The following is a 26693-nucleotide window of genomic DNA, read 5'->3' on the forward strand; positions in this document are numbered from 1 at the left end:
CTGACAACAAATGTCAGGCGTTGCCAGCATTGCCGTGTCACAGCACCGATTTTGGCTTGGCGACCGGGGCTTTGCGCAGGCCGATCAGGGCTTGCAGCGCCTTGGAAATCAACGGCCAGAACAGCATCAACAGCGCTGCGGTGGTCAGGCCGCCCACCAATGGGTTGGACCAGAAGATCCCCAGGTGCCCGTCCGAGAACAGCATCGACTGGCGAAACGCATCTTCGGCCTTGTCGCCCAGTACCGCCGCCAGTACCAGCGGCGCGATCGGGTAGCCCAGCTTCTTGAACAGATAACCCAACGCGCCGAAACCAAGCATCAGCACCACGTCGAAGAACGAGTTGTGCACCGAATAGGCACCAATGGCGCAGACCATGATGATGATCGGCGCGATGATCGAAAACGGAATGCGCAGGATCGAGGCGAACAGCGGCACGGTGGCCAACACCACGATCAGGCTCACCACGTTACCCAGGTACATGCTGGCGATCAGGCCCCAGACGAAGTCATGCTGCTCCACGAACAGCGTTGGCCCCGGGTGCAGGCCCCAGATCATCAACCCGCCAAGCATTACCGCTGCGGTGGCAGAACCGGGAATGCCGAGGGTCAGCATCGGCAGCAAGGCGCTGGTGCCAGCCGCGTGGTCGGCGGTTTCCGGGGCGATCACGCCTTCGAGTTCACCCTTGCCAAAGTTGTCGCGGTTTTTCGAAAAACGTCGCGCCAGGCTATAGCTCATGAACGATGCGGCAGTCGGTCCGCCCGGGGTAATGCCCATCCAGCAACCGACCAGGGTGCTGCGCACGATGGTCCACCAGTAGCGCGGCAATTTGGCCCAGGTGCGCAGGATCACCATCGGGGTAATGCGCGCATGTTCGCCACGGAACACCAGGCCTTCTTCCACGGTGCAGAGGATTTCGCCGATGCCGAACAGACCGATCACTGCCACTTCGAAGCTGATGCCGGTCATCAGGATCGGCTGGTCAAAGGTCAGGCGCAGGTTGCCGGACACGGTGTCCATGCCGACCGCCGCCATGGCGAAACCGATCATCATCGCTACCACGGTTTTCAGCGGCGGGTTCTTACTCATGCCGATGAAGGTGCAGAACGCCAACAGGTACACCGCAAAGAACTCCGGCGAACTGAACGACATGGCGAATGCGGCAATCTTCGTCGACAGGAAGGTCAGCAACAACACCCCGGCCAGTGCCCCCAGCAAGGCCGAACTGAAGGCGGCGGTCAGGGCTTCGGCGGCGCGACCTTCGCGGGCCATCGGGTAGCCGTCGAACGTCGTCGCCACCGATGAGGGCTCACCGGGGATGTTGAACAGGATCGAGGTGATCGAGCCGCCAAACAGCGCCCCCCAATACATGCACGACAGCAGGATGATCGCCGACACGGGCGACATGGTGAACGTCAGCGGCAACAACAGTGCCACGCCATTGGGGGCGCCGAGGCCGGGCAACACGCCGACCAGGATGCCCAGCAGCACGCCGATCACCATCAGGCCGATGTGGCCCGGGGTCAGGATCAGGTTCATGCCTTGCAACAGGGAATCGAATTCGCTCATTTGAAGTTTCTCCCGACCAGGACAACCCAGTCGCCCAACGGGCCGGCATCCAGCGGGACCTTGAACCACAGCGCGAAAATCAGGTAGCTGGCCAGGACCGCGCCGAGGGATACCGTGGCGATCATCCATTTGCCGTAAGGCTTGGCGCGGACCTTGTCACGCCACATGAACCAGGCGATGAAGCACGCCGAGGCGACGTAGATGCCGGTCAACGGCATGGCAGCGACGAACAGGGCAATCGGGATGAACACCGACAGCACTTGCCTGAATGCACTGCGACTGACAAAGGCAATGCTCAGCGCTTGCCAGCGCACCACGGTCAACACGCCGTTGGCCACGCTCGCGGCGCAGAGCATCAGGCCGATGTAGAAGGGGAAGTAACCCGGCTCGGGGCCGGCATCACCCCAGCCGATACCTTGTTCGACGCTGCCGAACATCACCACCACGCCGATCAGCGCGGTGAAGAGTGTCAGGCCGAGTTCGACCCAACGGGTGCCGACCAGCGCGGGTGAATCCGAAGAATGAGACATGCAGACACCTCCAGCAGATAACGGCCGCCCGCAGGCGGGGCGGCCGCGACAACGTCAGTTTTTCAACCAGCCGGCTTCCTTGAAGACCGGGGTGACGCGGGCGGTGTCTTTTTCGATGTAGGCGGTCAGCGGCTCACCCTCGAGGAAGGTCGGCACCAGTGCGTTCTGCTTGACGTAGGTCTTGAACTCCGGGGTTTCAGTGACTTTACGCATCAGCTCGACATAAAACGCGCGCTGCTCGGCGGAGATGTCGCCGGGCATGAACACGGTGCGCGGGAAGCGGTATTGATCGATGCCCAGGCCTTGTTCGTGGCAGGTCGGCACGTCGGCCCAGGATTTGTCACCGGCGACTTTCTCGGTGTAGCTCATGCGCTCCTTGCTGAAGACGCAGAGCGGTTCGACCTGGTCGCCACGCCATTGGCTGATGCTTTCGCTGGGGTTGTTGACGTTGGCGGCGATGTGTTTGCCGGCCAGCTGGGTGGCAGCTTCACTGCCGCTCTTGAACGGGATGTACACCAGTTTGCTGTTGGTGGTCTGGTTCAGCAGCAGGGTCAGGGTCTGGTCGACATCCTTGGACTGGCTGCCCCCCATGCGCAGGTTCGACGGGTCGGCCTTGACCGCTTCGTAGAAGCTTTTCGCATCCTTCCAGGGTGCGCCTTTGTAGCTCCAGAGAATGAAGTCATCCTCGGCCACGGCGGCAATCGGCGTCAGCTCCTGCCATTGATAGCCGAGCTTGGACACCAGCGGCAACAGGTAGATGTTGTTGGTGCCGATCACCAGTTTCTCGGCATCGCCCTTGTTCATCTTCATGTCGAGAAAGGCTTCGGCACCATTGCCGCCGCCCTTGTTGAGGACGATGGTATTGACGTCGAGCAACTTGTGCGTGGTGATGATCGACTGGATCAGGCGACCCAGCTGGTCAGTACCGCCACCGGGGCCACCGGCGACAACGATTTCGACGTTCTTGTCCGGTTGCCAGGCGGCGTGGGCCAGGACGGGAAGGGCGCCGACGGCGACCAGCGTGCAGCCAAGAAACAGACGGGAAGTGCGACGGACGAATGCATTTCGCATGATGGAAGAGCCTCGTTTTTGTAGTTGTTATAAGTGACTTGTTGCGTTCGAAAAGCTGCAAGCCTGGGCCGAGTGTGGGAAGCCGCAGTCGCCGCGTCTAGTCAAAACAATACATACACCGATAGCCTGGGGTTATAGCTGGCCAAATTAAGCCGGTCTTCTGTAGGAGCTGGCTCGCCAGTGAAGGGGCCCGCCATCCCGATTCAAGATTAAAGACCGCCTTCGCCGGCAAGCCGGCTCTTACAGAAAAGAATGCGTTCAACATTGAAAGGTGGTTGAAAGCACCGCATGCCATAACCCGAGGCTATCGCCTGATTTCAAGTTTTGATTAGACGGTTATCACCGGGCCTTCGATAGTGCTCACAATGTCGCACAAGAATAATAAATCGAGGTACGCACCATGGCTCGTTCCAGTGCTTCCCTGCATCTGCCCGGCGCAGATGCCGCACCCGCAGTCGCGGCAATACCGCAAGTGACGACCGCCAGGGCCAGCAACGTACGCTGGCGGATCTTCGCGATCATCTTTGCGCTGACCATGGTCAACCTGATCGACCGGGTTTCGCTGTCCATCGCCATGCCGACCATCGCCCACGAATTTTCCCTCACGCCGAGCATGCAGGGCTTGATCCTCAGCAGCTTCTTCTGGGCCTACGCGCTGTTGCAGATTCCGGGTGGCTGGTTGATCGATCGCTTCGGCCCGCATCGGGTCATCAGTTGGTCCACCGGGTTGTGGGGCACGTTCCAGGTGTTGGCGGCGTTCGCCACGGGCGGCCTGTCGTTGTTGTTTGCCCGCGTGGCCTTGGGGGCCTCGGAAGCGCCGCTGTTTCCGTCTGGCGGCAAGCTGATCTCCTCATGGCTGGCACCCAGCGAACGCAGTCGCGGTGCGGTGTTGATGGACAGCGGCAGCCCGTTGGGCGTGGCGCTCGGCGGGTTGATCATTGCCTACCTGATTGCTTCGCTGGACTCCTGGCGCCTGGCATTCGTGATTGCCGGTGTGGCGACCCTGTTGCTGGCCTGGCTGGCGCGGCGTTATCTGCGTGATGACCCGTGCGGTCACCCGCAGGTCAATGCCCTGGAGCTGGCGAAGATCAACGCCGGGCGCGCCACGCCGGCCGCCGAAGCCGCACGGGCACCGGTCAAGGGCCTGGGCATTGCCGCCCGTTCCCTGAGTGGATTGCTGATCGGTCGTGCCAGTTGGGCGATGGTGTATTTCGGCCTGCTGACCTGGGGGCCGAGCTATCTGGCGCAAGCCCGGGGGTTTGATATCAAGGGCATTGGCGCGGCAACCTTCGTGATTTTCGTCTGCGGCGCACTGGGCTCGTTGACCGGTGGTTTCCTCTGCGACGGCTTGATCCGCAAGGGCGTGCGTCGCGGGGTGGCGGTCAAGAGCCTGCTGGCGTTTTCCGGCCTGGTGGCCCTCGGCGCGTTCCTGCTGCTGCCGACCCTGAGCGATCCTTTTGCGGCCGTGGCGCTGTTGGCCATGACCGCGTTTTTCCTGATGTGGGGCAGTCTCTACTGGAGCTTCCCGGCGTTGCTGGCAGCGCCGGCGCGGGTTGGGTTGATCGGTGGCGTGATGAACATGGCCGGCAGCACCGGCGGTATCGCGGTGCCGATCCTGGTGGGGGTGATCCTGCAAATGAGCGGTGGCTTCGCCCCTGTGCTCGGGTTCTTTGCCGCATGCTCGGCCGTGTTTGTGCTGGCGACTTTATTCATCAGTCTCGACGAGGTGCGTTATGGCTGAGCGTTGGAATGGACCGATCATCGATGCCCATCATCACTTCTGGGACCCCTCGATCAATGACCATCCGTGGCTGGCGCCCGAAGCCAATGTTGCGTTTCGCTACGGCGATTACACCGCGATCAAGCGCCGCTATTTTCCCGAGGATTACTTCGCCGATGCCGGTGAGCATCGGGTGGTGCAAACGGTGTATGTCGAGACCGAATGGAACCCCCAGGACCCGATTGGCGAAACCCGTTTCATCGAGCAACTGGCCGCCCGTTACGGGGTACCCAACGCGATCGTCGCGCAAGCCTGGCTCGACCACCCGGACGCCGTTGCGGTGCTGGCCGAGCAGGCCACCTACAAGTGTGTGCGCAGCGTGCGGCACAAACCCGGCGGGCCGACGTCACCCGAACAGTTCGGGCGAGTGCGCAGCCTGATGAGCGACGAGCACTGGCGGCGCAGTTACGCCGCGCTGGAGGGACTGGGCCTGCACTTTGACTTGCAGACCCCCTGGTGGAACCTGCCCGAGGCCGAACGGCTGGCCCGGGACTTTCCCGGCATCACCCTGATTCTCAATCACGCCGGGTTGCCCAACGACCGCAGCGCCGAAGGTTTGGCGGGGTGGCGGGCGGCGATGGCGCGGTTGGCGCAGTGGCCGAACGTGCAGGTCAAGATCTCCGGCCTGGGCCAGGCGGGCCGAGCGTGGCGCGCCATCGACAACGCCTGGATCGTGCGCGAAATCATCGCGATGTTCGGTACCCGACGGGCGATGTTCGCCAGCAACTTCCCGGTGGACAGTCTGTGTGGCTCGTTCGATGACATCTACAGCGGTTTCAAATTCATCGTCGCCGATCTGCCTCTGGCCGATCAGGAGCGACTGTTCTACAGCAACGCGCAGCGAATCTATCGCTGCGAACCTTGCGCCATTGACCGGGCGCTGCCTGAATCCTTGAGGAGTGAAGCATGAACAAGACAACCATCGCGATGGTCCTGGGTGACCCGGCGGGCATCGGCCCGGAACTGATCGCACGCTTGCTCGGCGAGCCCGACGTACGCGGCCAGGCCAACGTGATTCTGATTGCCGACGAAGCGGAAATGCGCCGCGGCATGCGCATCGCCGGGGTGGAGTTTCCCTATCGCCGGGTGGAGTCGCTGGAGCAGCTGTCTTTCGTCGATGACACACCGCTGTTCTACGATTTCCGCGGCGACACCGTCGGTGAATTTTCCCGCAGCGAGGCCAGCGTCATTGGCGGCCGCTACAGCCTCGACACCCTGGAAATCGCCCTGCGCCTGACCGAGGCCGGGACCACCGACGCGGTGCTGTTCGGGCCGTTGAACAAGACCTCGCTGCACATGGCCGGCATGGCCCACAACGATGAGTTGCACTGGTTCGCCGAACTGCTGGATTTCCACGGACCGTTCTGCGAATTCAACGTGCTCGACAATCTCTGGACTTCACGGGTGACTTCTCACGTGGCGTTGGCCGACGTCTCGGGGCTGCTCAGCCAGGAGCGGGTGGTGGAAGCGATTCAACTGATCGACACCGCGTTGAAGCGCAATGGTCTGGAGAAACCGCGCATCGGCGTCTGCGGATTGAACCCGCACAACGGCGACAACGGCTCGTTTGGCCGCGAGGAACTGGACATCATCGGTCCGGCAGTGCGCAAGGCCCAGGCGTTGGGGATCGCGGCGGAAGGACCGTACCCGGGCGACACGATTTTCCTCAAGGTCCAGGGCGACGCCAGTGCCTTTGACGCGGTCGTCACGATGTATCACGACCAGGGGCAGATCGCGATCAAGTTGATGGGCTTCTCCCGTGGCGTGACGGTGCAGGGCGGCTTGCCGATCCCGATCACCACCCCGGCCCATGGCACCGCATTCGACATCGCGGGGCAGGGCAAGGCCAATGTCGGTGCGACGCGCCAGGCGTTCGAGATTGCTTGCCGGATGGGTGGTAACAGCTACTGACTTTCAAAAACACGCAACACCCTTGAAGGAGCTGGCTTGCCAGCGATAGCGGTCTATCAGTCAGCACACAGGTGACTGACATGCCGCTTTCGCTGGCAAGCCAGCTCCTACAGTTTTATGGAATGCCTGATAACTCGAACTACCGGATAACTGCTTTTTCCTATCACCCCAGGTTATCGCCGGATACGCATAAGTGATTATCCGCAGCCACCGGGCGCTGGCTACAGTCGCTCCATCGAATGCCTGGCACCGGTCAGCCGAGCGGCTCCAGGCAGCGACACAACAATGACAAGAAGCCGGCAGCGCAAGGAAACTGTATTCATGAAAATCAAAGCGATCCGTACCCGCGTTTTCGAGTGGAAAGGCAAAGTCGTCCCACCTCAAGCGCACTTCTGCACCAATGCCAGCGATATCCTGTTCGAGCGCGGCGACGCCATGGGCTCGTTCCGTTTCCACGGCTGGCTTGTGGTGGAAGTCGAGACTGACAACGGCCTTATCGGCATCGGCAACTGCGCCCTGGCGCCGCGGGTGGCCAAGGAAATCATCGACACCTACCTCGCTCCCATCGCGATTGGCGAAGACCCGTTCGACAACGAATACATCTGGCAGAAAATGTATCGCCAGAGCCACGCCTGGGGGCGCAAAGGCATCGGCATGGCAGCCATCTCGGCGATCGACATCGCCATCTGGGACATCATGGGCAAGGCGGTCAACAAGCCGGTGTTCAAGCTGCTCGGCGGCCGTACCAAGGAAAAGATCTGGACCTACGCCTCCAAACTCTACGCCAACGATAACCTCGACCTGTTCCTCGAAGAAGCCCAGGGTTATCTGAACCAGGGTTTCACCGCGCTGAAAATGCGCTTCGGCTACGGTCCGAAAGACGGCCCGGCGGGCATGCGCAAGAACATCGAGCAAGTGCGTGCCTTGCGTAACCTGGCCGGCCCCGACGTCGACATCATGCTCGAATGCTACATGGGCTGGACCCTCGAATATGCCCGGCGCATGTTGCCCAAGCTGGCCGAGTTCGAGCCGCGGTGGCTGGAAGAGCCGGTGATCGCCGACGACATCGAGGGTTACATCGAGCTGAAAAAAATGGGGATCATGCCGATCTCCGGCGGCGAGCACGAGTTCACTTCCTACGGCTTCAAGGACCTGCTCGAACGTCGCGCTGTCGACGTGATCCAGTACGACACCAACCGCGTCGGCGGCATCACCGCCGCGCGCAAGATCAACGCCATGGCCGAGGCCTGGTCAGTGCCGGTCATTCCCCATGCCGGGCAGATGCACAACTACCACCTGACCATGTCCACCACCGCCTCGCCGATGGCTGAGTTCTTCCCGGTGTTCGACGTCGAAGTCGGCAACGAACTCTTCTACTACGTGTTCAAGGGCGAGCCGCAACCGGTCAACGGCTACATCCAGCTCGACGACAACAAACCGGGCCTGGGCCTGGAAATCTCCGATGAGTACCTGAGCGACTTCAACATCATCGAGTGACCCTGTGGTGAGCCACTTATCCACGACTTTCCGGAGGGCGACATGCGCCTGATTCAATTCGAAAACACTGCCGGTGAACGCCAGGTCGGGCTCGTCGACGGGGCACAAGTCCAGGTGCTCAACGGCACCCGCAACACCCGCGAACTGGCACTCGCGGCGATCCGCGCCCAGCGCAGCCTGCAAGAAGAAGTCGCCTTGCGTGGCACGCAGCCGGGTCCGGACTACGCACAGCTGTTGCAGCAGGGCCAGGTCCTGCCACCGCTGGACCACGAAGACCCGGCCCATTGCCTGATCAGCGGCACCGGCCTGACCCATCTGGGCAGCGCTTCGACGCGGGACAAAATGCACCAGCAGGAAGGCGCTGTCGAAGCCGGCATGACCGACACCATGCGCATGTTCAAATGGGGTGTGGAGGGCGGCAAACCAGCCACCGGGCAGGTTGGTGCGCAGCCGGAATGGTTCTACAAGGGCGACGGCAGCATCGTCGTGCGCCCCGGCGCGGACTTCCCGGTGCCGCCCTTTGCCGAAGACGCCGGTGAAGAACCGGAGCTGACCGGACTCTACGTGATCGGTGACGACGGCCAGCCGTATCGCGTGGGTTATGCCTTGGGCAATGAGTTCTCCGACCATGTCATGGAACGGCGCAACTACCTGTACCTGGCCCACTCGAAACTGCGCTATTGCGCCTACGGACCGGAGCTGCGCGTCGGAGAATTGCCCAGGCACCTGGTCGGCACCTGCCGCATCAAGCGCAATGGCCAAACGATCTGGGAGAAGGAGTTTCTCAGCGGCGAGGACAACATGTGCCACAGCCTGGCCAACCTCGAGTTCCACCACTTCAAGTATGCGCAGTTCCTGCGCCCCGGCGATGTTCATGTGCACTACTTCGGCACCGCCACGCTGTCGTTTGCCGACGGCATCAAGACCCAGCCGGGAGATCGCTTCCAGATCAGCCTCGATGAGTTCGGTGCGCCACTGGTGAACGGTATCGGCGAAAGTGCCCAGCCGTTGCCAATCGGTCAGGTGCGCACACTCTGACCCCTGTAGGAGCCGGCTTGCCGGCGAAAGCGATTTCGCACGCGACGCAGATGTTTGCCGTGCCATGGCTCTCGTCAGCAAGCCGGCTCCTACAGGTCTGCAATCGATCAAGGAATCCGCAATGACCACAATACTCGGACACAACTACATCGGCGGCCGCCGCAGCGCCAACGGCAACCTGCAGCTGCAAAGCCGCGACGCCACCAGCGGCGAGCCATTGCCCGGCACCTTCTTCCAGGCATCCGAAGCCGAAGTGGACGCGGCCGCCAAAGCCGCCGCCGCGGCGTACCCGATCTACCGTAACCTGAGCGCGGAAAAACGCGCGACGTTCCTCGATGCCATCGCCGATGAAATCGATGCGCTGGGCGATGACTTCGTCGCCACCGTGTGCCGCGAAACCGCGTTGCCCGCCGGGCGTATCCAGGGTGAACGCGGTCGCACCAGCGGCCAGTTGCGCTTGTTCGCCAAGGTGCTGCGTCGCGGTGATTTCTATGGCGCACGCATCGACCGCGCGTTGCCGGAGCGCCAGCCATTGCCGCGCCCGGATCTGCGGCAGTACCGCATCGCCCTGGGGCCGGTGGCGGTGTTCGGCGCGAGCAACTTTCCGTTGGCATTCTCCACGGCCGGCGGCGATACCGCTTCGGCTCTGGCCGCCGGGTGCCCGGTGGTGTTCAAGGCCCACAGCGGGCACATGGCAACCGCCGAGTGGGTGGCGGACGCCATCATCCGCGCCGCCGAGCGCACCGAAATGCCGGCCGGGGTGTTCAACATGATTTATGGCGCTGGCGTCGGTGAATGGCTGGTCAAGCACCCGGCGATCCAGGCGGTGGGTTTCACCGGCTCGCTCAAGGGGGGCAATGCCCTGAGCCACATGGCCGCGAGTCGGCCACAGCCGATCCCGGTGTTCGCCGAGATGTCGAGCATCAACCCGGTGTTCCTGCTGCCCGAGGCACTGGCGGTGCGCGGTGAACAGATCGCGGCGCAGCTCGCCGGTTCAGTGACCCTGGGGTGTGGTCAGTTCTGTACCAATCCAGGCCTTGTGATCGGCCTGCGCTCACCGCAGTTCAGCACCTTTCTCGAAAGCTTTTGCGCGAGCATGAACCAGCAACCTGCGCAAACCATGCTCAATGCCGCAGGGCTGGACAGTTACAGCCGAGGCTTGGGTGAGCTGCACGAACATCCCGGGCTGAGCCATGTGGCGGGCAAGCCGCAACAGGGCAAGCAGGCGCAGCCACAAGTGTTCAAGGCCGATGTCAGCCTGTTGCTCAAGGGCGATGAACTGCTTCAGGAAGAAGTGTTCGGGCCGACCACCATCGTCATCGAAGTCGAGGACCGCGCGCAGTTGGCGGCGGCGCTGCAGGGCCTGCGCGGGCAACTGACGGCGACCTTGATCGGCGAGGCCGACGAGTTGCTGGAGTACCGCTGGCTGGCGGAGATGCTGCAGGAAAAGGTTGGGCGGATTTTGCTCAATGGTTATCCCACCGGTGTCGAGGTGTGCGAAGCGATGGTGCATGGCGGGCCGTATCCGGCGACATCGGATTCGCGCGGGACGTCGGTGGGGACGTTGGCGATCGATCGATTCCTGCGGCCGGTGTGCTTCCAGAATTTCCCGGATGCGTTGCTGCCCGAGGCGTTGCAGAACGCTAATCCGCTGGGGATTCGGCGGTTGGTGGATGGCGAGGTCAGTGCCTCAGCCTTGTAGTGTCTGAACTGACTCTATCGCTGGCAAGCCAGCTCCCACAGTGATTGATGTTGTACACAGACCCTGTGTTGACACCTGACCCTGTGGGAGCTGGCTTGCCAGCTCCCCAGTGATTGATGTTGTACACAGACCTTGTGTTGAACACCTGACCCTGTGGGAGCTGGCTTGCCAGCGATGGGGTCTTCGGTGTTAGCACACATCTATTTGCCGGTTACCTGCGCCACCTTCACCGCAGCAGGCTTCAACACCAGCCACAACGCCGCCGCGATCAACACCCCGCCATACACATGCGCCATCGACAGCGGTTCATCGAGAAACAGCGCCCCCCACAACACCCCGAACGGCGGGATCATGAAGGTCACGGTCGAGGACTTGACCGGGCCGATCGCACTGAGCAAGCGGAAGTAAATGATGTAGGCAAACGCGGTACACGCCAGCCCCAATCCCAACAGCGACAACCAGACATTCCAGCCGCCCCAGCTAGCCGGCGGCTGGCTGCTCACGCTGTAGCCGAACAACGGCAGCAGGAACAGCGTGGCGCCGAGCATGCTGCCCAGCGCCGACAGGCGACTGTCGAGCCCACCGGCCTGATCGAGCCAGCGGCGGGCAAGAAAACCGGCAAAGCCATAACAGGTGGTGGCGAGCAGGCAGGCGAGGGCGCCCATCAGCAATTGCAGATCGAAGGCCACGGGACCGGCGCGGGTCAGTACACCGACGCCGAGCAGCCCGAGGAACACGCCGCCGAGCTTGGCCCCCGAGAGTCGTTCATGGAAGAACAGGCCGCCGATCAACACACCCATCAGCGGCGTGGTGGCATTGAAAATCGCCGAATAACCGGCCGGCAGCACTTGCGCGGCCACCGAGTAGAGCGTTGCCGGAATCCCTGAGTTGATCACCCCCAGCAGCATCACGGTCTTGAGTTTGCCCTTGAAGTCCCAGCTGATGCGCATCAGCGCGAGAATCACCAGCAGCCCGAGCGCCGCGATCGACACGCGGAAAAAGGCCGTGGGAATCGTGCCGATCACCGGCGCGATGATGCGCATGAACAGAAAGCTCGCACCCCAAATGGCCGCCAGTGACAGTAAGCGCAATAGATCGACGGGGTTCACAGCGTGTTCCTTGCTTGATGGGGCCGAGAGTGTTGCCGAGCCTCTAAACGATGGCAACCGCAAAACGCGCATATAACTCTCAAGGGTGTCGAAATTACACTTCTCCTGCACCTGCTTCACTGGCTAAGCTCAGGGCTCACGAATTCCCGCAGAGGTCTCACCATGCCGCAGCAATGGCCAGCCGCCGACATCGCCCGCCTGATCCTCGATGGCTTTGACGATTACCGCGAGCATTTCCGCCAGATCACCGACGGCGCCCGGGCCCGTTTCGAGCAGGCCAAGTGGCAGGAGACGCAGTCGGCGTCGGCGGCGCGGATCAACCTCTACGAAGAAAAGGTCAGTGAAACGGTGGCGCGCCTGCACACCGCCTTTGACACCGACACGCTGGACGTCAGTTGCTGGCCGCTGGTCAAGAGCGCGTACATCACCCTGATCGACCTGCGCTTTGACGATGAATTGTCCGAGACCTGGTACAACTCGATTTTCTGCGGGCTGTTCAGCCATGACCTGATCAGCGACGGCTGCATGTTCATCCACACCACGCGGCCGAGCCTGCGCCGCGCCCGCGCCGCGCAAACCCGCACCTACAAGCCCCAGGGCCAGCTGGCGGGCATGCTCTCGAGCATCTTTGCCGATTATCGCTTCAGCGAGGAGTACGCCGACCTGCCAGGCGACCTGCGCCGCCTTGAAGCGCAGCTGCGCGAGAACCTGCCGGACTGGGTGTGCAAGGACCCGCAGCTCAGCGTCGAACTGTTTTCCTCGGTGCTCTACCGCAACAAGGGCGCCTACCTGGTGGGGCGCATCTACACCGCCGATGAGCAATGGCCGCTGGCGATCCCGCTGCTGCACCTTGAGGGGCGGGGCATCCAGATCGATGCACTGATCACCGACGAAGCCGACGTGTCGATCATCTTCTCCTTCACCCGTTCGTATTTCATGGTGGATGTGCCGGTGCCGGCGGAGTTCATCGGCTTCCTCAAGCGTATTTTGCCGGGCAAGCACATCGCCGAGCTGTACACCTCGATCGGCTTCTACAAGCATGGCAAGTCCGAGTTCTACCGGGCGCTGATCAACCACCTGGCCAACACCGACGACCAGTTCATCATGGCCCCCGGCGTGCGCGGCATGGTCATGAGCGTGTTCACCCTGCCGGGTTTCAACACCGTGTTCAAAATCATCAAGGACCGCTTCTCGCCGTCGAAAAACGTCGACCGCGCCACGGTGATCGAGAAGTACCGGCTGGTGAAAAGCGTCGACCGTGTCGGGCGCATGGCCGACACCCAGGAGTTCGCCGACTTCCGCTTCCCGCTGGGCAAGTTCGACCCGGCGTGCCTGGAGGAACTGCTGGACGTCGCGCCGTCCACGGTGTCGGTGGAAGGCGACACGGTGCTGATCCGTCACTGCTGGACCGAGCGGCGGATGACGCCGCTGAACCTGTACCTGGAAAACGCCAGCCCGGCGCAGGTGCGTGAGGCCCTGGAGGATTACGGCCTGGCGATCAAGCAACTGGCGGCGGCGAACATCTTTCCCGGTGACATGCTGCTCAAGAACTTCGGCGTCACGCGACATGGGCGTGTGGTGTTTTATGACTATGACGAGATCTGCTTCCTGACCGAAGCCAACTTCCGGCACATCCCGCAACCGCGTACACCGGAAGATGAAATGGCGTCCGAGCCGTGGTATTCGATCGGGCCGTTGGACGTGTTCCCTGAGGAATTCCCGCCGTTCCTGTTTGCCGATTCGGGCCAGCGCAAGTTGTTCGATCAACTGCATGGCGAGCTGTACAACGCCGATTACTGGAAGAGCCTGCAAGAGGCTATTCGCGCCGGCAAGGTGATCGACGTGTTCCCGTATCGCCGCAAAGATCACGATAGCGAGTAACCCTCCTTGCTGATCGTTCCCACGCTCTGCGTGGGAATGCCTCAATGGACGCTCTGCGTCCGCTCTTGGGACGCGGAGCGTCCCGGGCTGCATTCCCACGCAGAGCGTGGGAACGATCACATGGAAGCCCAAATCTGCGACAATCGCCCCCCTGCGCCACTAGACGACTGAATTGCGTACCCGATGACCGACGAATCGCCCTCCATCGACAAACTGCTGAAAAACCTCGATCACGCCATGCTCGCCGACCGCCACCGGCTGCGGCGGCAGTTGCTTGAGCTGCGCAAGAAACCCGACGAGGCCAAGCTGGCCCAGTGGGGGGCGCGGATGCAGGCGTCCTGTGACCAGGTGCTGGCCCGCAAGGCCAGCCTGCCGTTGATTCGTTACGACGACAGCCTGCCGATCGCCGCCAAGCGCGACGAAATCAAGAAGGCGCTGGAAAAGCACCAAGTGCTGATCATTGCCGGTGAAACCGGGTCGGGTAAAACCACCCAGTTGCCGAAGATCTGCCTGGAAATCGGCCGCGGCCAACATGGCCTGATCGGCCACACCCAACCGCGCCGAATCGCCGCACGCAGCGTCGCCGCCAGGGTCGCCGAAGAACTCGGCACGCCGTTGGGTGCCCTGGTCGGCTATCAGGTGCGGTTCGAGGATCAGAGCGACGCCAATACCCTGATCAAGTTGATGACCGACGGCATCCTGCTGGCGGAAACCCAGAACGACCGTTATCTGGAACGCTACGACACCATCATCGTCGACGAAGCCCACGAACGCAGCCTCAACATCGACTTCCTGCTGGGTTACCTGAAAACCCTGCTGCCGCGTCGTCCGGACCTGAAAGTCATCATCACTTCGGCGACCATCGACCTGGAGCGCTTCTCCAAGCATTTCGATGACGCGCCGATTGTCGAAGTCTCCGGTCGCACCTTCCCGGTGGACACCTGGTACCGCCCGCTGACCCTGGAACAGGACGAGGAGGGCAACCGGGTCGAGGATGACCTGACGGTGGACCAGGCGATCCTCGCCACCCTCGACGAAATCGCCGCCCATGAGCGCAGCGAACGCCGCAGCCCCGGTGACGTGCTGGTGTTCTTGCCCGGCGAGCGCGAGATTCGCGACGCCGCCGACATGCTGCGCAAGGCCCAGCTCAAGCACACCGAGATCCTGCCGTTGTACGCGCGCCTGTCACCGGCCGAGCAGCAGCGGATATTCCAGTCGCACCCGGGCCGTCGCGTGGTGCTGGCGACCAACGTCGCGGAAACCTCGCTGACCGTGCCGGGCATCCGTTACGTGATCGACAGCGGTACCGCGCGCATCAGTCGCTACAGCTATCGCGCCAAGGTCCAGCGCCTGCCCATCGAAGCCATTTCCCAGGCCAGCGCCAACCAGCGCAAAGGCCGATGCGGACGGGTCGAGCCGGGCATCTGTGTGCGCCTGTACAGCGAAGAAGATTTCCTGGGGCGCCCGGAATTCACCGATCCGGAAATCCTGCGCACCAACCTGGCCGCCGTTATCTTGCAGATGCTGCATCTGCGCCTCGGCGAGATCACCGCGTTCCCGTTCATCGAGCCGCCGGACGGCAAGGCGATCAGCGACGGTTTCAACCTGCTGCAAGAACTCTCGGCAGTGGACCGCAACAGCCAATTGACCCCCCTCGGTCGCCAACTGGCGCGACTGCCGGTGGACCCGCGCATGGGCCGCATGCTGCTGGAAGCGGCGAAACTCGGCAGCCTGCAGGAAGTGCTGATCGTCGCCAGTGCCATGTCGATCCAGGACCCGCGCGAACGACCGCCGGAGCGTCAGCAAGCGGCGGATCAGGCCCATGCGCAATGGAAAGACGCCGACTCGGACTTCGCCGGGCTGGTCAACCTGTGGCGCGGGTTCGAAGAGCAGCGCCAGGCGCTGACCGCCAGCCCGCTGCGTAACTGGTGTCGCAAGAATTTCCTGAATTACCTGCGTCTGCGCGAGTGGCGCGATTCCCATCGCCAATTGAGCCTGATCTGTCGCGACATGCAGTTGAGCCTCAACAAAGAGCCGGCGGACTATCCGAAGCTGCACAAAGCGGTGCTGGTGGGGCTGCTGAGCCAGATCGGCCAGAAAACCGAAGACGGCGATTACCTCGGCGCGCGTCAGCGACGTTTCTGGATTCACCCCTCCTCAGGTATCGGCAAGAAACGCCCGCAATGGCTGATGACCGCCGAACTGGTGGAAACCACCAAGCTGTATGCACGGATGGTGGCCAAGATCGATGCCGACTGGATCGAGCCTCTGGCCGGGCACCTGATCAAGAAAAACCACTTCGAGCCCCATTGGGAGAAGAAGCGTGGCCAGGTCGTGGCCTTCGAGCAGATCACCCTGTTCGGCCTGATCGTGGTCGGCCGCCGGCCAGTGCACTACGGTCCGGTCGACCCGGTGGTGTCCCGTGAACTGTTCATCCGTGAAGCTTTGGTGCGCGGCGAGATCCAGTCGAAAGCCAAGTGCCTGACGGCCAACAAGCAGTTGCTTGAACAGCTCGACGAACTGGAAGCCAAGGCCCGTCGCCGGGACATCCTGGCGGACGAAGAAACCCTCTACGCCTTCTACGATGCGCGCCTTCCGGCAGAGATCCACCAGACCGCGACCTTCGACAGCTGGTACCGGATCAACAGCCAGAAAGATCCGCAACTGCTGATCATGCGCGAAGAAGACGTACTGGCCCGCGAAGCCAGTGAAGTCACCGCCCAGCATTATCCGGACACGCTGCACATCGGCGACCTGGAACTGGCCCTGAGCTACCACTTCGAACCGAACCACCCGCGCGACGGCGTGACCCTGCGTGTACCGGCACCGCTGTTGCCGATGCTGCCGCCAGAGCGCCTGGAGTGGCTGGTGCCGGGGGTGATCGAGGCCAAGTGCATTGCGCTGGTGCGCAACCTGCCCAAGGCCTTGCGCAAGAATTTCGTGCCGGTGCCGGATTTCGTCAAAGCCGCGTTGCAACGCATGACCTTCGCCGAAGGCTCGTTGCCCCAGGCCCTGGGTCGCGAGTTGTTGCGCATGACCGGCGCCCGTGTCAGCGATGAGGCCTGGAGCGAAGCGGCCCAGCAGGTCGAAAGCCACCTGCGGATGAACCTGGAGATCGTCGACGCCCAAGGCAAGTTCCTCGGTGAAGGGCGCGACCTGGCCGAGCTGACGGCCCGTTTCGCCGAGGCCAGCCAGGCCGCCCTGGCTGTGCCGCAAACCGCGAAAAGCCAGCAACCGGTCGAACCAAAAGTGTTCGCCGCCGTCGCCGAGAAAACCCAGCAGAAGATCGCCGGGTTGTCGATGACGGTTTATCCGGCACTGGTGGAAGAGGCGGGGACAGTCAAGGAAGGACGTTTCTCGACGCCGGCCGAAGCCGAGTTCCAGCATCGCCGCGCCCTGCAGCGCTTGCTGATGCAGCAACTGGCGGAGCCGGCGAAGTTCCTGCGCGGCAAGTTGCCGGGCCTGACCGAAATGGGCCTGCTGTATCGCGACCTGGGGCGTGTCGATGCGCTGGTCGAAGACATTCTGTTGGCCAGCCTCGACAGCTGCATTCTCGACGGTGAAGACCCCTTGCCACGGGACGGTGCCGGCCTGGCATCGTTGGCTGAACGCAAGCGCGGTGCCTGGACCGAACATGCCGAACGCGTGGCCAGGCTGACCCTGGAAATCCTCAAGCACTGGCACGGTCTGCAAAAACGCTTCAAGGGCAAGATTGACCTGGCGCAAGCCGTGGCCCTGAACGACATCAAGCAGCAGCTCAGCCACCTGGTGTATCCGGGGTTTGTCCGGGAAACACCGATGCAGTGGCTCAAGGAGCTGCCGCGCTACCTCAAGGCGATCGAACAGCGTTTCGAAAAAATTGGCGCCCAGGTGCAACGGGATCGGGTCTGGAGCGGCGAGTTGTCCGGCCTCTGGACGCAATACCAGACCCGCGCCAACAAACACGCCCAGGAAGGCAAGCGCGATCCGCAGCTGGAGCTGTACCGCTGGTGGCTGGAGGAATACCGGGTTTCGCTGTTTGCCCAGCAACTGGGGACCAAGGTGCCGATCTCCGACAAGCGCCTTAGCAAGCAGTGGAGCCAGGTCGAGCCATAACCCGGACCCTTGTAGGAGCTGGCTTGCCAGCGAAGGGGCCCTTGAGTCCTGCATCGCCCATGATGACGCCTTCGCCGGCAACCCGGGCTCCTACAGCGATTGTGTATGCCGCCATGTATTGCAAAAAGGGGCGAAAATCCAAGGTTTATGGCAAACTTCGCGACCATAAACGCCGGTTTCGCGGCCTAGAGCCTTCGGCCAGCTCGCGCGACGGATCAAGCGATGCCAGGTTTGCGTCCCCAGGATGGGAATAGACCCTTTGTGTATTGGTACGACTGTACCAATACTTTCTGCCTGAACAGATTAGAGACACGACCATGCATAACGTCGTCATCAGCGGCACCGGCCTGTACACCCCGGCCAACAGCATCTCCAACGAAGAGCTGGTGCAGTCTTTCAATGCTTATGTAGCTCAATTCAACACCGACAACGCCCAGGCCATTGCCCGCGGTGAAGTCGAGGCGCTGACCGAGTCCAGCGCAGCGTTCATCGAGAAAGCCTCCGGTATCAAAAGCCGCTTTGTCATGGACAAGGAGGGCATTCTCGACCCGCAACGCATGGTGCCACGCTTGCCGGAGCGTTCCAACGACGAATGGTCGGTGCTTTGCCAGATGGCCATCGGTGCCGCCGAACAAGCCTTGCAACGCGCCGGCAAGACCGCCGCGGACATCGACGGCGTGATCGTCGCCTGCTCCAACCTGCAACGTGCCTATCCGGCCATTGCCATCGAGGTCCAGGAAGCGCTGGGCATCCAGGGTTTCGGTTTCGACATGAACGTGGCGTGCTCCTCGGCCACCTTCGGCATCCAGGCCGCGGCAAACAGTGTCCAGCTGGGCCAGGCCCGCGCGATCCTGATGGTCAACCCGGAAGTCTGCACCGGCCACCTGAATTTTCGCGACCGCGACAGCCACTTCATCTTCGGCGATGCCGCGACCGCGGTGATCATCGAGCGCGCTGACCTGGCCACCTCCAGTCACCAGTTCGACATTGTCAGCACCAAGCTGCTGACCCAGTTCTCCAACAACATCCGCAACAACTTCGGCTTCCTCAACCGCGCGGCGCAAGAGGGCATCGGAGCCAAGGACAAACTGTTCGTGCAGGAAGGCCGCAAGGTGTTCAAGGAAGTCTGCCCGATGGTCGCCGAGCTGATCGCAGCGCATCTTGAAGAGAATCAACTCAACGTAGGCGACGTGAAGCGCTTCTGGCTGCACCAGGCCAACCTCAGCATGAACCACCTGATCGTCAGGAAACTGTTGGGCCGTGAAGCCACCGAGCAGGAAGCCCCGGTGATTCTCGATACCTATGCCAACACCAGTTCGGCCGGTTCGGTGATTGCGTTCCACAAGCACCAGGACGACCTGGCCGCCGGCTCGCTGGCAGTGCTCAGCTCGTTCGGCGCCGGTTATTCGATCGGTAGCGTGCTGTTGCGCAAACGCTGATTTCGCCGGCTAAAAGATCGCAGCCTGCGGCAGCGCCTACAGGGTTTCGTAATCCCCTGTAGGCGCTGCCGCAGGCTGCGATCTTTTTTTGTGCACAAAACTCTGGCATCCCTGCCGGAGTCGTACAGCGGGGGCATCAGAACTTCGCTTCGGCATCCAGTTGCAGGGTGTTGATGTCGGAGTCTTTCAGGTTGACGCTGGCGTTGGTGTAGTCGGAAGTCGCCATGTAGTACGTCGCACCCAGGGTGAAGTTCTTGTCGAGCTCGTAACTGACTTTCAGCTTGCTGCCGCGCGAACCGGTGAAGCCGTTGGCGAAGTCAGAGTCGGTGAAGGCACCCACCACCGAGTTCTGCTGCACGTCGCGGTAGTTGTAGTCCAGGCCGAAGCCGTAGATCTTGGTCTTGACGCCGGCCAGCCAGCCAGTGTCCTTGTCGTTGCTGGCTTCGGCGTTGTGCACGTACTGGCCGTACAGCGACAGCGGCATTGGCAGGCCGCCGATGTCGATCTGGCTGAAGCCTTCCCACAGGCGGAACTGTTCGCCCGGGGTGTTGCCGTTGACGGCCAATGCGCACGGCGTGGTGGTGGCGGTGCAGTTGCTGTCTTCGTCGTTGTCGTAGTTGTAGAGACTGCCGCCCACGGTCATTTTCAGGTTGTCGGTAATGGCGAAACGCGCACCCAACTGGCCAGCGTACAGGCGCAGGTCATGCTTGAACTGCACGCCTTCGCCGTCGACGTTGTCCTTGAGGGTGTAGTGACCGGCGCTACCGAACAGCTCGGTGTTGCCTAGCGGGTATTTGTAAGTCAGGGCCAGGCCTTCGGGGTTGATGTCGCTATCCCAGATGATGTCGCCCATGCTCACCCATGGCTGCAACATCTTGCCGCCGATCACGTGCAGGTTCTTGATGGCGTCGGGGTGGTAATCGACATAACCCAGGTCCAGCCAGATCTGCTTCTTGTCGAAGTAGTTGTTCAGGTCCTGGTTGGTGGAGCGCGCGTCGTCGTTGCTGCCGGTGGCAATACGGATACCGGTGTCCACTTGCGGGTTGATTTCGCTGAACGCACCCAGGCGGGCACGAATACGCTGGCGATCCTGGTCTTTGTTGTTGGAAACGCCATCGTTGTGGACGTTTTCCTGACGGAAACGCACATCGCCCTTGAATTGGGTCTTCGCCGCCCACGCCAGTTTCTGGTCGAAGGTGCTCAGCTCATTGGTTTTCTTCGCGGTGGCCGCGATCTGCTCGTTGGTCTCTTGCTGGGCCTGACGAGCGATTTGCTGGTCTTTCTGATCACGTGCCAGCTCGGCTTGCAGTTCGGTGTACTGGGCGTTGGTAATCGAGCCGTTAGCCTTGAGCATGTCGAGCAATTTGGCGTCGACTGCAGCGCTGGCAGGAACACTCATGGCCAGCAACAGGCCGCCACACAAGGCCGCCGCAGTTTTCGTGGAAGCAAGACGCATATCAATCTCCGAAGATGAGAGTGGATGGCGGGACCATCCTGGGCACAACCGACCATGGGGTGGACGGAAAACAGTGGCCGGATATAACCCGGCGCTCTAAAAACAGGCGCCAGTATCGCGATGGTTTATGACAGAGCGGTGGCAAGATGGTGGCATGTCGATGACGATGCAAAGTCGTTGCAAACGATTGTTCCAGAGCGCTGTCGTCGAAATGCCCGTGTGCAATGCACACCGATAGGCGATACTCGCGGAGCTTTAACGCCATGAAGAGTGAGGATGGTGATGCCGTTGCAACGCCTGCAAAGTCTGTCCGAAATCGACCCGCAAACGTGGGACGCGCTGGTACCCGAGAATCAGCCATTCCTGCGTCACGCATTTCTCGGCGCGTTGGAAGACAGCGGCAGTGTCGGGCCTCATTCCGGCTGGCAACCCGAGCATTTGCTGCACGTAGAAGGTGATCGACTGATCGCTGCGTTGCCCAGCTATCGCAAATGGCATTCCTACGGCGAGTACGTGTTCGATCACGCCTGGGCCGATGCCTGCGAACGTGCTGGCATCGATTACTACCCCAAACTGCTGACTGCCGTGCCGTTCAGCCCGGTCAGCGGCCCGCGTTTGCTGGCGACCAGGGTCGAAGACGGTTTTGAACTGCTCAAGAGTCTGCCGGGCTATCTGGAGATCGAACAACTCTCCAGTGCCCACATCAACTTCAGCGACCCGTTCACCGACGCCGCATTGGCCGAACAACCCGGCTGGTTGCAGCGCATCGGCTGTCAGTATCACTGGCAGAACCGTGGCTATCGGGATTTTCAGGATTTTCTCGACGCCCTGAGTTCGCGCAAGCGCAAGCAGATGCGCAAGGAACGCGAGCAAGTGGCAGGGCAGGGGATCGATTTTGAATGGCTCGAAGGCCGGGAATTGACCGAGGCGCAGTGGGATTTTGTCTACGCCTGCTACGCCAACACCTACGCGGTTCGCCGGCAACGACCTTACCTGACGCGGGAGTTCTTCAGCCTGCTGGCTGAACGCATGCCGCAATCCATTCGGGTGGTGTTGGCCAAGCAAGGCTCACGTCCCGTGGCGATGGCTTTCAGCCTGGTTGGCGGCGACAGTTTTTACGGGCGTTATTGGGGGTGCCTGGCAGAGTTCGATCGGCTGCACTTCGAGACGTGCTTCTATCAGGGTATGGACTACGCGATTGCCAATGGCTTTGCGCGTTTCGATGCCGGCGCCCAGGGTGAGCACAAGTTGATTCGCGGATTCGAGCCGGTCATCACGCACTCCTGGCATTACTTGCGCCATCCGGGTCTGAAAGCGGCCGTGAAGGACTTTTTGCAGCAAGAGCGGATCGGGGTACTGGCCTACGCGGATGAGGCGAAGACCGCCTTGCCTTACCGGCAAGGCTGATCTTCGCGGTGCTGTCGCTCAGAGCTGTTCCTTGCCCAGCCAGCGATACAGCACGCCGCCGACGACTGCGCCGAGCAGCGGCGCGACCCAGAACATCCACAATTGCTGGATCGCCCATCCGCCAACGATCAGCGCCGGGCCGGTACTGCGTGCCGGGTTGACCGAGGTGTTGGTGACCGGGATCGAGATCAGGTGGATGAGGGTCAATGCCAGGCCAATGGCTATCGGCGCAAGCCCCGCCGGCGCACGATTGTCGGTGGCACCGAGGATGATCAGGATGAACATGGCGGTCATCACCAACTCACAGACGAACCCGGCCGCCATCGAGTAGCCGCCAGGGGAGTGTTCGCCGAAGCCGTTGGACGCCAGGCCTCCCGCCAGTTCGAAACCGGGTTTGCCACTGGCAATGAAATACAGCAGGGCGGCGGCAATTACCGCGCCAATCACCTGGGCGATGATGTAGGCCGGCAGTTCCTTGGCCGGGAAACGTCCGCCTACCACCAGTCCCAGCGACACCGCCGGATTCAGATGACAACCGGAAATGTGGCCAATGGCAAATGCCATGGTTAGCACCGTCAGGCCAAACGCCAGGGATACCCCCAGCAAACCGATCCCGACATCCGGGAACGCAGCGGCCAGTACCGCACTGCCACAACCACCCAACACCAGCCAGAAGGTGCCTACCAATTCTGTAGCGGAACGTTTGAACAGAGACATGAGAGCGTGTCCTTTCGAGAGTTTGCTGCCTTGTGCATCCAGCAGATGGACTGCAGAACCACCTCCAGAACCTTGGATCAGTACAGCACCGTTTTTATAAAGTTCCAGTGGGCATAAAAAACCGCCAACGCCCGTTGCGCGGGCGTGGCGGTTTTTTGCTGCATTTGTAGGCGCAAGTTCGCTCCTGCAGACCTAGTCGATCCCCACAAACCCCCCGGTCTGGTGCTGCCACAACCGCGCATACAAACCGCCGTGGGCCAGCAGTTCGGCGTGCGTGCCGGTTTCAGCGATCCTGCCATTTTCCAGCACCACCAGCCGGTCCATCCGGGCAATGGTCGAGAGCCGGTGGGCGATGGCGATCACGGTCTTGCCCTGCATCAGGGTCTCGAGGCTTTCCTGGATCGCGGCTTCGACCTCCGAATCCAGGGCCGACGTCGCCTCGTCCATGATCAGGATCGGCGCGTCCTTGAGCAGCACGCGGGCGATGGCGATGCGCTGGCGCTGGCCGCCGGAAAGCTTCACCCCGCGCTCCCCGACATGGGCATCGAAACCACTGCGGCCTTCAGCGTCCGACAGCAGCGGGATAAACCCGTCGGCACGGGCCTTGTGCACCGCTTCCCAGAGTTCGGCATCGGTGGCGTCGGGTTTGCCGTACAACAAGTTATCGCGGATCGAGCGATGCAGCAGGGAGGTGTCCTGGGTAATCATGCCGATGCGTTCGCGCAGGCTTTCCTGGCTGACGTCGGCGATGTTCTGGCCATCGATGAGGATGCGTCCGCCTTCCACGTCATACAGGCGCAGCAGCAGGTTCACCAGGGTCGATTTACCCGCACCGGACGGGCCGATCAGGCCGATCTTCTCACCGGGCTTGATGCTCAGGTCGAGGCCGCCGATGATTCCGCTCTGCTTGCCATAGTGGAAGTCGACGTCTTCGAAGCGCACTTCGCCACGGGCCACAGCCAAGGGTTTGGCCTGGTCGCGATCGGTTACGCTGACCGGTTGCGAGATGCTTTGCAAGCCATCCTGGACCATGCCGATGTTTTCGAAGATGCCGGTGACCACCCACATGATCCAGCCGGACATGTTGACGATGCGGATCACCAGCCCGGTCGCGAGTGCAATGGCACCCACGGTGATCAGCGACTGCGTCCACAGCCACAAGGCCAGGCCGGTGGTGCTGACGATCAGCAGGCCGTTCATGCTGGTGATGACCACGTCCATGCTGGTGACCACACGGCCGGCCAGTTGGGCTTTTTCGGTTTGTTCCTTGATCGCTTCGCGCGCGTATTGCTGCTCGAAGTTGGTGTGGGCAAACAGCTTCAGGGTGGTGATGTTGGTGTAGCCGTCGACGATCCGCCCCATGAGCTTGGAGCGCGCATCGGAGGCCACCACCGAGCGGTCCTTGACCCGTGGCACGAAGTAGTAGAGCGCGCTGATGAAGGCGATGATCCAGGTCAGCAGCGGGATCATCAGGCGCCAGTCGGCTTCGGCGAACAGCACCAGCGAGCTGATGGCGTAGATCAGCACGTGCCACAGCGCATCCACCGCCTGCACCGCCGAATCGCGCAGGGAGTTGCCCGTCTGCATGATGCGCTGGGCGATGCGCCCGGCGAAGTCGTTCTGGAAGAAATTCAGGCTCTGCTTGAGCACGTAGCTATGGTTCTGCCAGCGGATCAGGCTGGTCATGCTCGGGCTCAGGGTCTGGTGCACCAGCAGGTCATGCAGGCCGACGAATATCGGGCGCAAGACCAGTGCTACCACCATCATCCAGGTCAGTTCGAGGCCGTGTTGCTTGAAAAAATCCGCATTGGGCGTGCCCTGGGCCAGGTCGATGATGCGGCTCAGGTAACTGAACAGCGCCACTTCAATCAGTGCACCGATCAGGCCAACGATCAGCAGGGCGGCAAAACTGGGCCAGACCTGCTTCAGGTAATAGGTATAGAAAGGCAAGACCTGATCTGGCGGTGCGGCTGTCGGGGCATCGCGGAAGACGTCGATCAGTTTTTCGAAGCGGCGATAAAGCATCGGTTTTTCGCCCGCGAACGGGCTCTCCTTCAAACGGTATGAGCGTTGCCGGCAACACCGGCAACGACTCGGACATCCTTGTCCAGCTTAGTCTCAGTCGATGCGCTTGGCCGACTTGATGAACACCGGGTCTGCAGGCACATCCTTCATGCCGCTACGCACGGTGGTCGGCGAGTTGACGATGATGTCCACCACGTCCATGCCCTTGACCACCTTGCCGAATACCGCATAGCCATCACCCTGGTCGAGGAAGTCGTTGTCCTTGACGTTGATGAAGAATTGGCTGGTGGCCGAGTCAGGTACCGACGTACGCGCCATGGACAGGGTGCCACGAACGTTGACCAAGCCGTTCTTGTGCTCGTTCTTGATCGGCGCCTTGGTTTCCTTTTGCTGCATTTGTTGAGTGAAACCGCCGCCCTGGACCATGAAGCCCGGAATCACGCGGTGGAAAATCGTGTTGTTGTAGAAGCCACTGTCAACGTACTCAAGGAAGTTCTTGGTGCTGATCGGGGCCTTGACCGGGTCCAGTTCGATTTCGATCTGGCCGTTGGTGGTCTCCAGTAGAACATGCGGTGCCTTGGCAGGCGTTGCCGCCATCAGATTGGCGGCAAACAGAACGGAGCCAGCGGCGAGGGCGATTTTTTTCAGCATGGGTCAGTGATCCTGATGGGTGGTGTCGACTGCGGTGAGAAACTCGAGCAGCGTCTGGTTGAAGCGTTCGGGCTGGTCCAGCGGGGTGGCGTGACGTGAATCTTCGATCACTGCCAGCCGCGCATTCGGCAGCAGCCTGACGTAGTTTTCCTTCAGCGCAACCGGTGTGTAGTCGCGGTCGGCGCTGACGATGAGGGTTGGACAGGTGACCTTCGAAAGTCGTTCCTGAACACCCCAGCCAACAATGGCATCGAAGCTTGCGAGATAAGCATGTTTGTCGTTTTTTGCCCAGCGCTCGGCCATCTTTTGTCGCAAATCGGCCTGCCCGGGTTTGGGGAACAGCTTGGCGCCCAGGGCTTTGCCGATGCTGTGAAGGCTCAGTACACGCATCAGGCTCCAGCGCTTGAACCACTGCCAGTAATCGTCGCGGCTGCGCAACTTGACCTCGGGCGCGCTATTGACGATGCACAGGCTCTTGAGCAATTGCGGCTGATCCACGCCCAGTTGAAAACCGATCATGCCCCCCATCGACAACCCAACGTAATGGGCGGGCCCCAGGTTCAGGTGCTCCATCAGCGCCACCAGGTCGGCGCTGAACCCGGCAATGCTGTAGCGCTCGCGGGGTTTGTCCGAGCGCCCGTGGCCGCGCACATCCGGGACGATCACCCGGTAGCGGGCAGCCAGCGTCGGGATCTGTTCTTCCCAGTCCAGGGTACTGGAACCCAGGCCGTGGACCAGCAGCAACGGCGTGCCGTGGCCATATTCCTCATAGTGCAGGTTGCAACCTTCGTGTTCGAAATAGGCCATGCATTACCTC

19 protein-coding genes are annotated in these 26693 nt (G+C 61.6%); 10 read left to right on the forward strand and 9 right to left on the reverse strand.

From position 1 onward, the window contains the following. Positions 1 to 37: 37 nt before the first annotated feature. The 3 genes from ACIO0C_RS05575 to ACIO0C_RS05585 are packed head-to-tail and all read right to left on the reverse strand — an operon-like array spanning position 38 to position 3168. Positions 38 to 1567 carry a tripartite tricarboxylate transporter permease gene (locus ACIO0C_RS05575; RefSeq protein ID WP_008055429.1) on the reverse strand — a complete coding sequence of 510 codons (1530 nt, stop codon included), beginning with the start codon at positions 1565 to 1567 and terminating at the stop codon, positions 38 to 40. After that, positions 1564 to 2097: a tripartite tricarboxylate transporter TctB family protein gene (locus tag ACIO0C_RS05580; RefSeq protein WP_401308886.1), complete on the reverse strand. Its 534-nt coding sequence runs from the start codon at positions 2095 to 2097 to the stop codon at positions 1564 to 1566. Before ACIO0C_RS05580 ends, ACIO0C_RS05575 begins: the two co-directional genes overlap by 4 nt. A gap of 54 nt (positions 2098 to 2151) precedes the next feature. Beyond that, positions 2152 to 3168: a Bug family tripartite tricarboxylate transporter substrate binding protein gene (locus tag ACIO0C_RS05585; protein WP_401308888.1), complete on the reverse strand. Its 1017-nt coding sequence runs from the start codon at positions 3166 to 3168 to the stop codon at positions 2152 to 2154. Positions 3169 to 3568: 400 nt separating this feature from the next. On the opposite strand from ACIO0C_RS05585, the gene ACIO0C_RS05590 reads away from it, so the two are divergent. From ACIO0C_RS05590 to ACIO0C_RS05615, 6 genes are all read left to right on the forward strand, one after another. Then, the gene (locus tag ACIO0C_RS05590) at positions 3569 to 4909 is read left to right on the forward strand and encodes an MFS transporter (RefSeq protein WP_401308891.1); all 1341 of its coding nucleotides are present in this window, start codon (positions 3569 to 3571) and stop codon (positions 4907 to 4909) included. Beyond that, positions 4902 to 5858 carry an amidohydrolase family protein gene (locus ACIO0C_RS05595; RefSeq protein ID WP_401308894.1) on the forward strand — a complete coding sequence of 319 codons (957 nt, stop codon included), beginning with the start codon at positions 4902 to 4904 and terminating at the stop codon, positions 5856 to 5858. Before ACIO0C_RS05590 ends, ACIO0C_RS05595 begins: the two co-directional genes overlap by 8 nt. After that, positions 5855 to 6859, forward strand: a complete 1005-nt coding sequence (locus ACIO0C_RS05600) for a 4-hydroxythreonine-4-phosphate dehydrogenase PdxA (protein WP_401308897.1) — start codon at positions 5855 to 5857, stop codon at positions 6857 to 6859. Before ACIO0C_RS05595 ends, ACIO0C_RS05600 begins: the two co-directional genes overlap by 4 nt. 321 nt (positions 6860 to 7180) lie before the next feature. Continuing rightward, positions 7181 to 8356 (forward strand): L-rhamnonate dehydratase, encoded by a 1176-nt coding sequence (locus ACIO0C_RS05605; RefSeq protein WP_180202916.1) that lies wholly within the window; start codon positions 7181 to 7183, stop codon positions 8354 to 8356. Positions 8357 to 8398: 42 nt separating this feature from the next. Beyond that, on the forward strand, positions 8399 to 9394 hold the full coding sequence (gene araD1, locus ACIO0C_RS05610) for an AraD1 family protein (protein ID WP_401308900.1): 996 nt from the start codon (positions 8399 to 8401) through the stop codon (positions 9392 to 9394). A gap of 121 nt (positions 9395 to 9515) precedes the next feature. After that, entirely contained in the window at positions 9516 to 11096 is a 1581-nt protein-coding gene (locus tag ACIO0C_RS05615) for an aldehyde dehydrogenase (NADP(+)) (protein ID WP_401308902.1), read from the forward strand. 200 nt (positions 11097 to 11296) lie between these two features. Here the strand turns inward: ACIO0C_RS05615 and ACIO0C_RS05620 are convergent, their stop codons facing one another. Continuing rightward, entirely contained in the window at positions 11297 to 12205 is a 909-nt protein-coding gene (locus tag ACIO0C_RS05620) for a DMT family transporter (RefSeq protein WP_401308905.1), read from the reverse strand. A gap of 162 nt (positions 12206 to 12367) precedes the next feature. Here ACIO0C_RS05620 and aceK point away from each other — a divergent pair, with 162 nt between their 5' ends. From aceK to ACIO0C_RS05635, 3 genes are all read left to right on the forward strand, one after another. Further along, a complete protein-coding gene (gene aceK, locus ACIO0C_RS05625; protein WP_401308908.1) occupies positions 12368 to 14086 on the forward strand; it encodes a bifunctional isocitrate dehydrogenase kinase/phosphatase in 1719 nt (572 codons plus the stop codon). A 183-nt stretch (positions 14087 to 14269) separates the two neighbouring features. After that, the gene (hrpA, locus tag ACIO0C_RS05630; protein WP_401308910.1) at positions 14270 to 18181 is read left to right on the forward strand and encodes an ATP-dependent RNA helicase HrpA; all 3912 of its coding nucleotides are present in this window, start codon (positions 14270 to 14272) and stop codon (positions 18179 to 18181) included. A gap of 317 nt (positions 18182 to 18498) precedes the next feature. Further along, a complete protein-coding gene (locus ACIO0C_RS05635; RefSeq protein WP_401308913.1) occupies positions 18499 to 19620 on the forward strand; it encodes a beta-ketoacyl-ACP synthase III in 1122 nt (373 codons plus the stop codon). Positions 19621 to 19756: 136 nt separating this feature from the next. On the opposite strand, the gene ACIO0C_RS05640 is transcribed toward ACIO0C_RS05635, so the two are convergent. Next, complete coding sequence (locus ACIO0C_RS05640) at positions 19757 to 21076, reverse strand: putative porin (RefSeq protein WP_401308916.1); 1320 nt, start codon at positions 21074 to 21076, stop codon at positions 19757 to 19759. 282 nt (positions 21077 to 21358) lie between these two features. Here ACIO0C_RS05640 and ACIO0C_RS05645 point away from each other — a divergent pair, with 282 nt between their 5' ends. Further along, complete coding sequence (locus ACIO0C_RS05645) at positions 21359 to 22483, forward strand: GNAT family N-acetyltransferase (protein ID WP_401308919.1); 1125 nt, start codon at positions 21359 to 21361, stop codon at positions 22481 to 22483. A gap of 18 nt (positions 22484 to 22501) precedes the next feature. Here ACIO0C_RS05645 and aqpZ read toward each other — a convergent pair whose 3' ends face one another. From aqpZ to ACIO0C_RS05665, 4 genes are all read right to left on the reverse strand, one after another. After that, positions 22502 to 23200 (reverse strand): aquaporin Z, encoded by a 699-nt coding sequence (aqpZ, locus tag ACIO0C_RS05650; protein WP_020801285.1) that lies wholly within the window; start codon positions 23198 to 23200, stop codon positions 22502 to 22504. A gap of 192 nt (positions 23201 to 23392) precedes the next feature. Next, entirely contained in the window at positions 23393 to 25225 is a 1833-nt protein-coding gene (locus tag ACIO0C_RS05655; RefSeq protein WP_401308922.1) for an ABC transporter ATP-binding protein, read from the reverse strand. A gap of 93 nt (positions 25226 to 25318) precedes the next feature. Next, a complete protein-coding gene (locus tag ACIO0C_RS05660) occupies positions 25319 to 25876 on the reverse strand; it encodes a peptidylprolyl isomerase (RefSeq protein WP_046816816.1) in 558 nt (185 codons plus the stop codon). Positions 25877 to 25879: 3 nt separating this feature from the next. Beyond that, entirely contained in the window at positions 25880 to 26683 is an 804-nt protein-coding gene (locus ACIO0C_RS05665) for an alpha/beta fold hydrolase (RefSeq protein ID WP_401308925.1), read from the reverse strand. Between the last annotated feature and the right edge of the window lie 10 nt (positions 26684 to 26693).

This window comes from Pseudomonas sp. NPDC087336 (genome assembly GCF_044744285.1).
Classification (GTDB): Bacteria; Pseudomonadota; Gammaproteobacteria; order Pseudomonadales; family Pseudomonadaceae; genus Aquipseudomonas.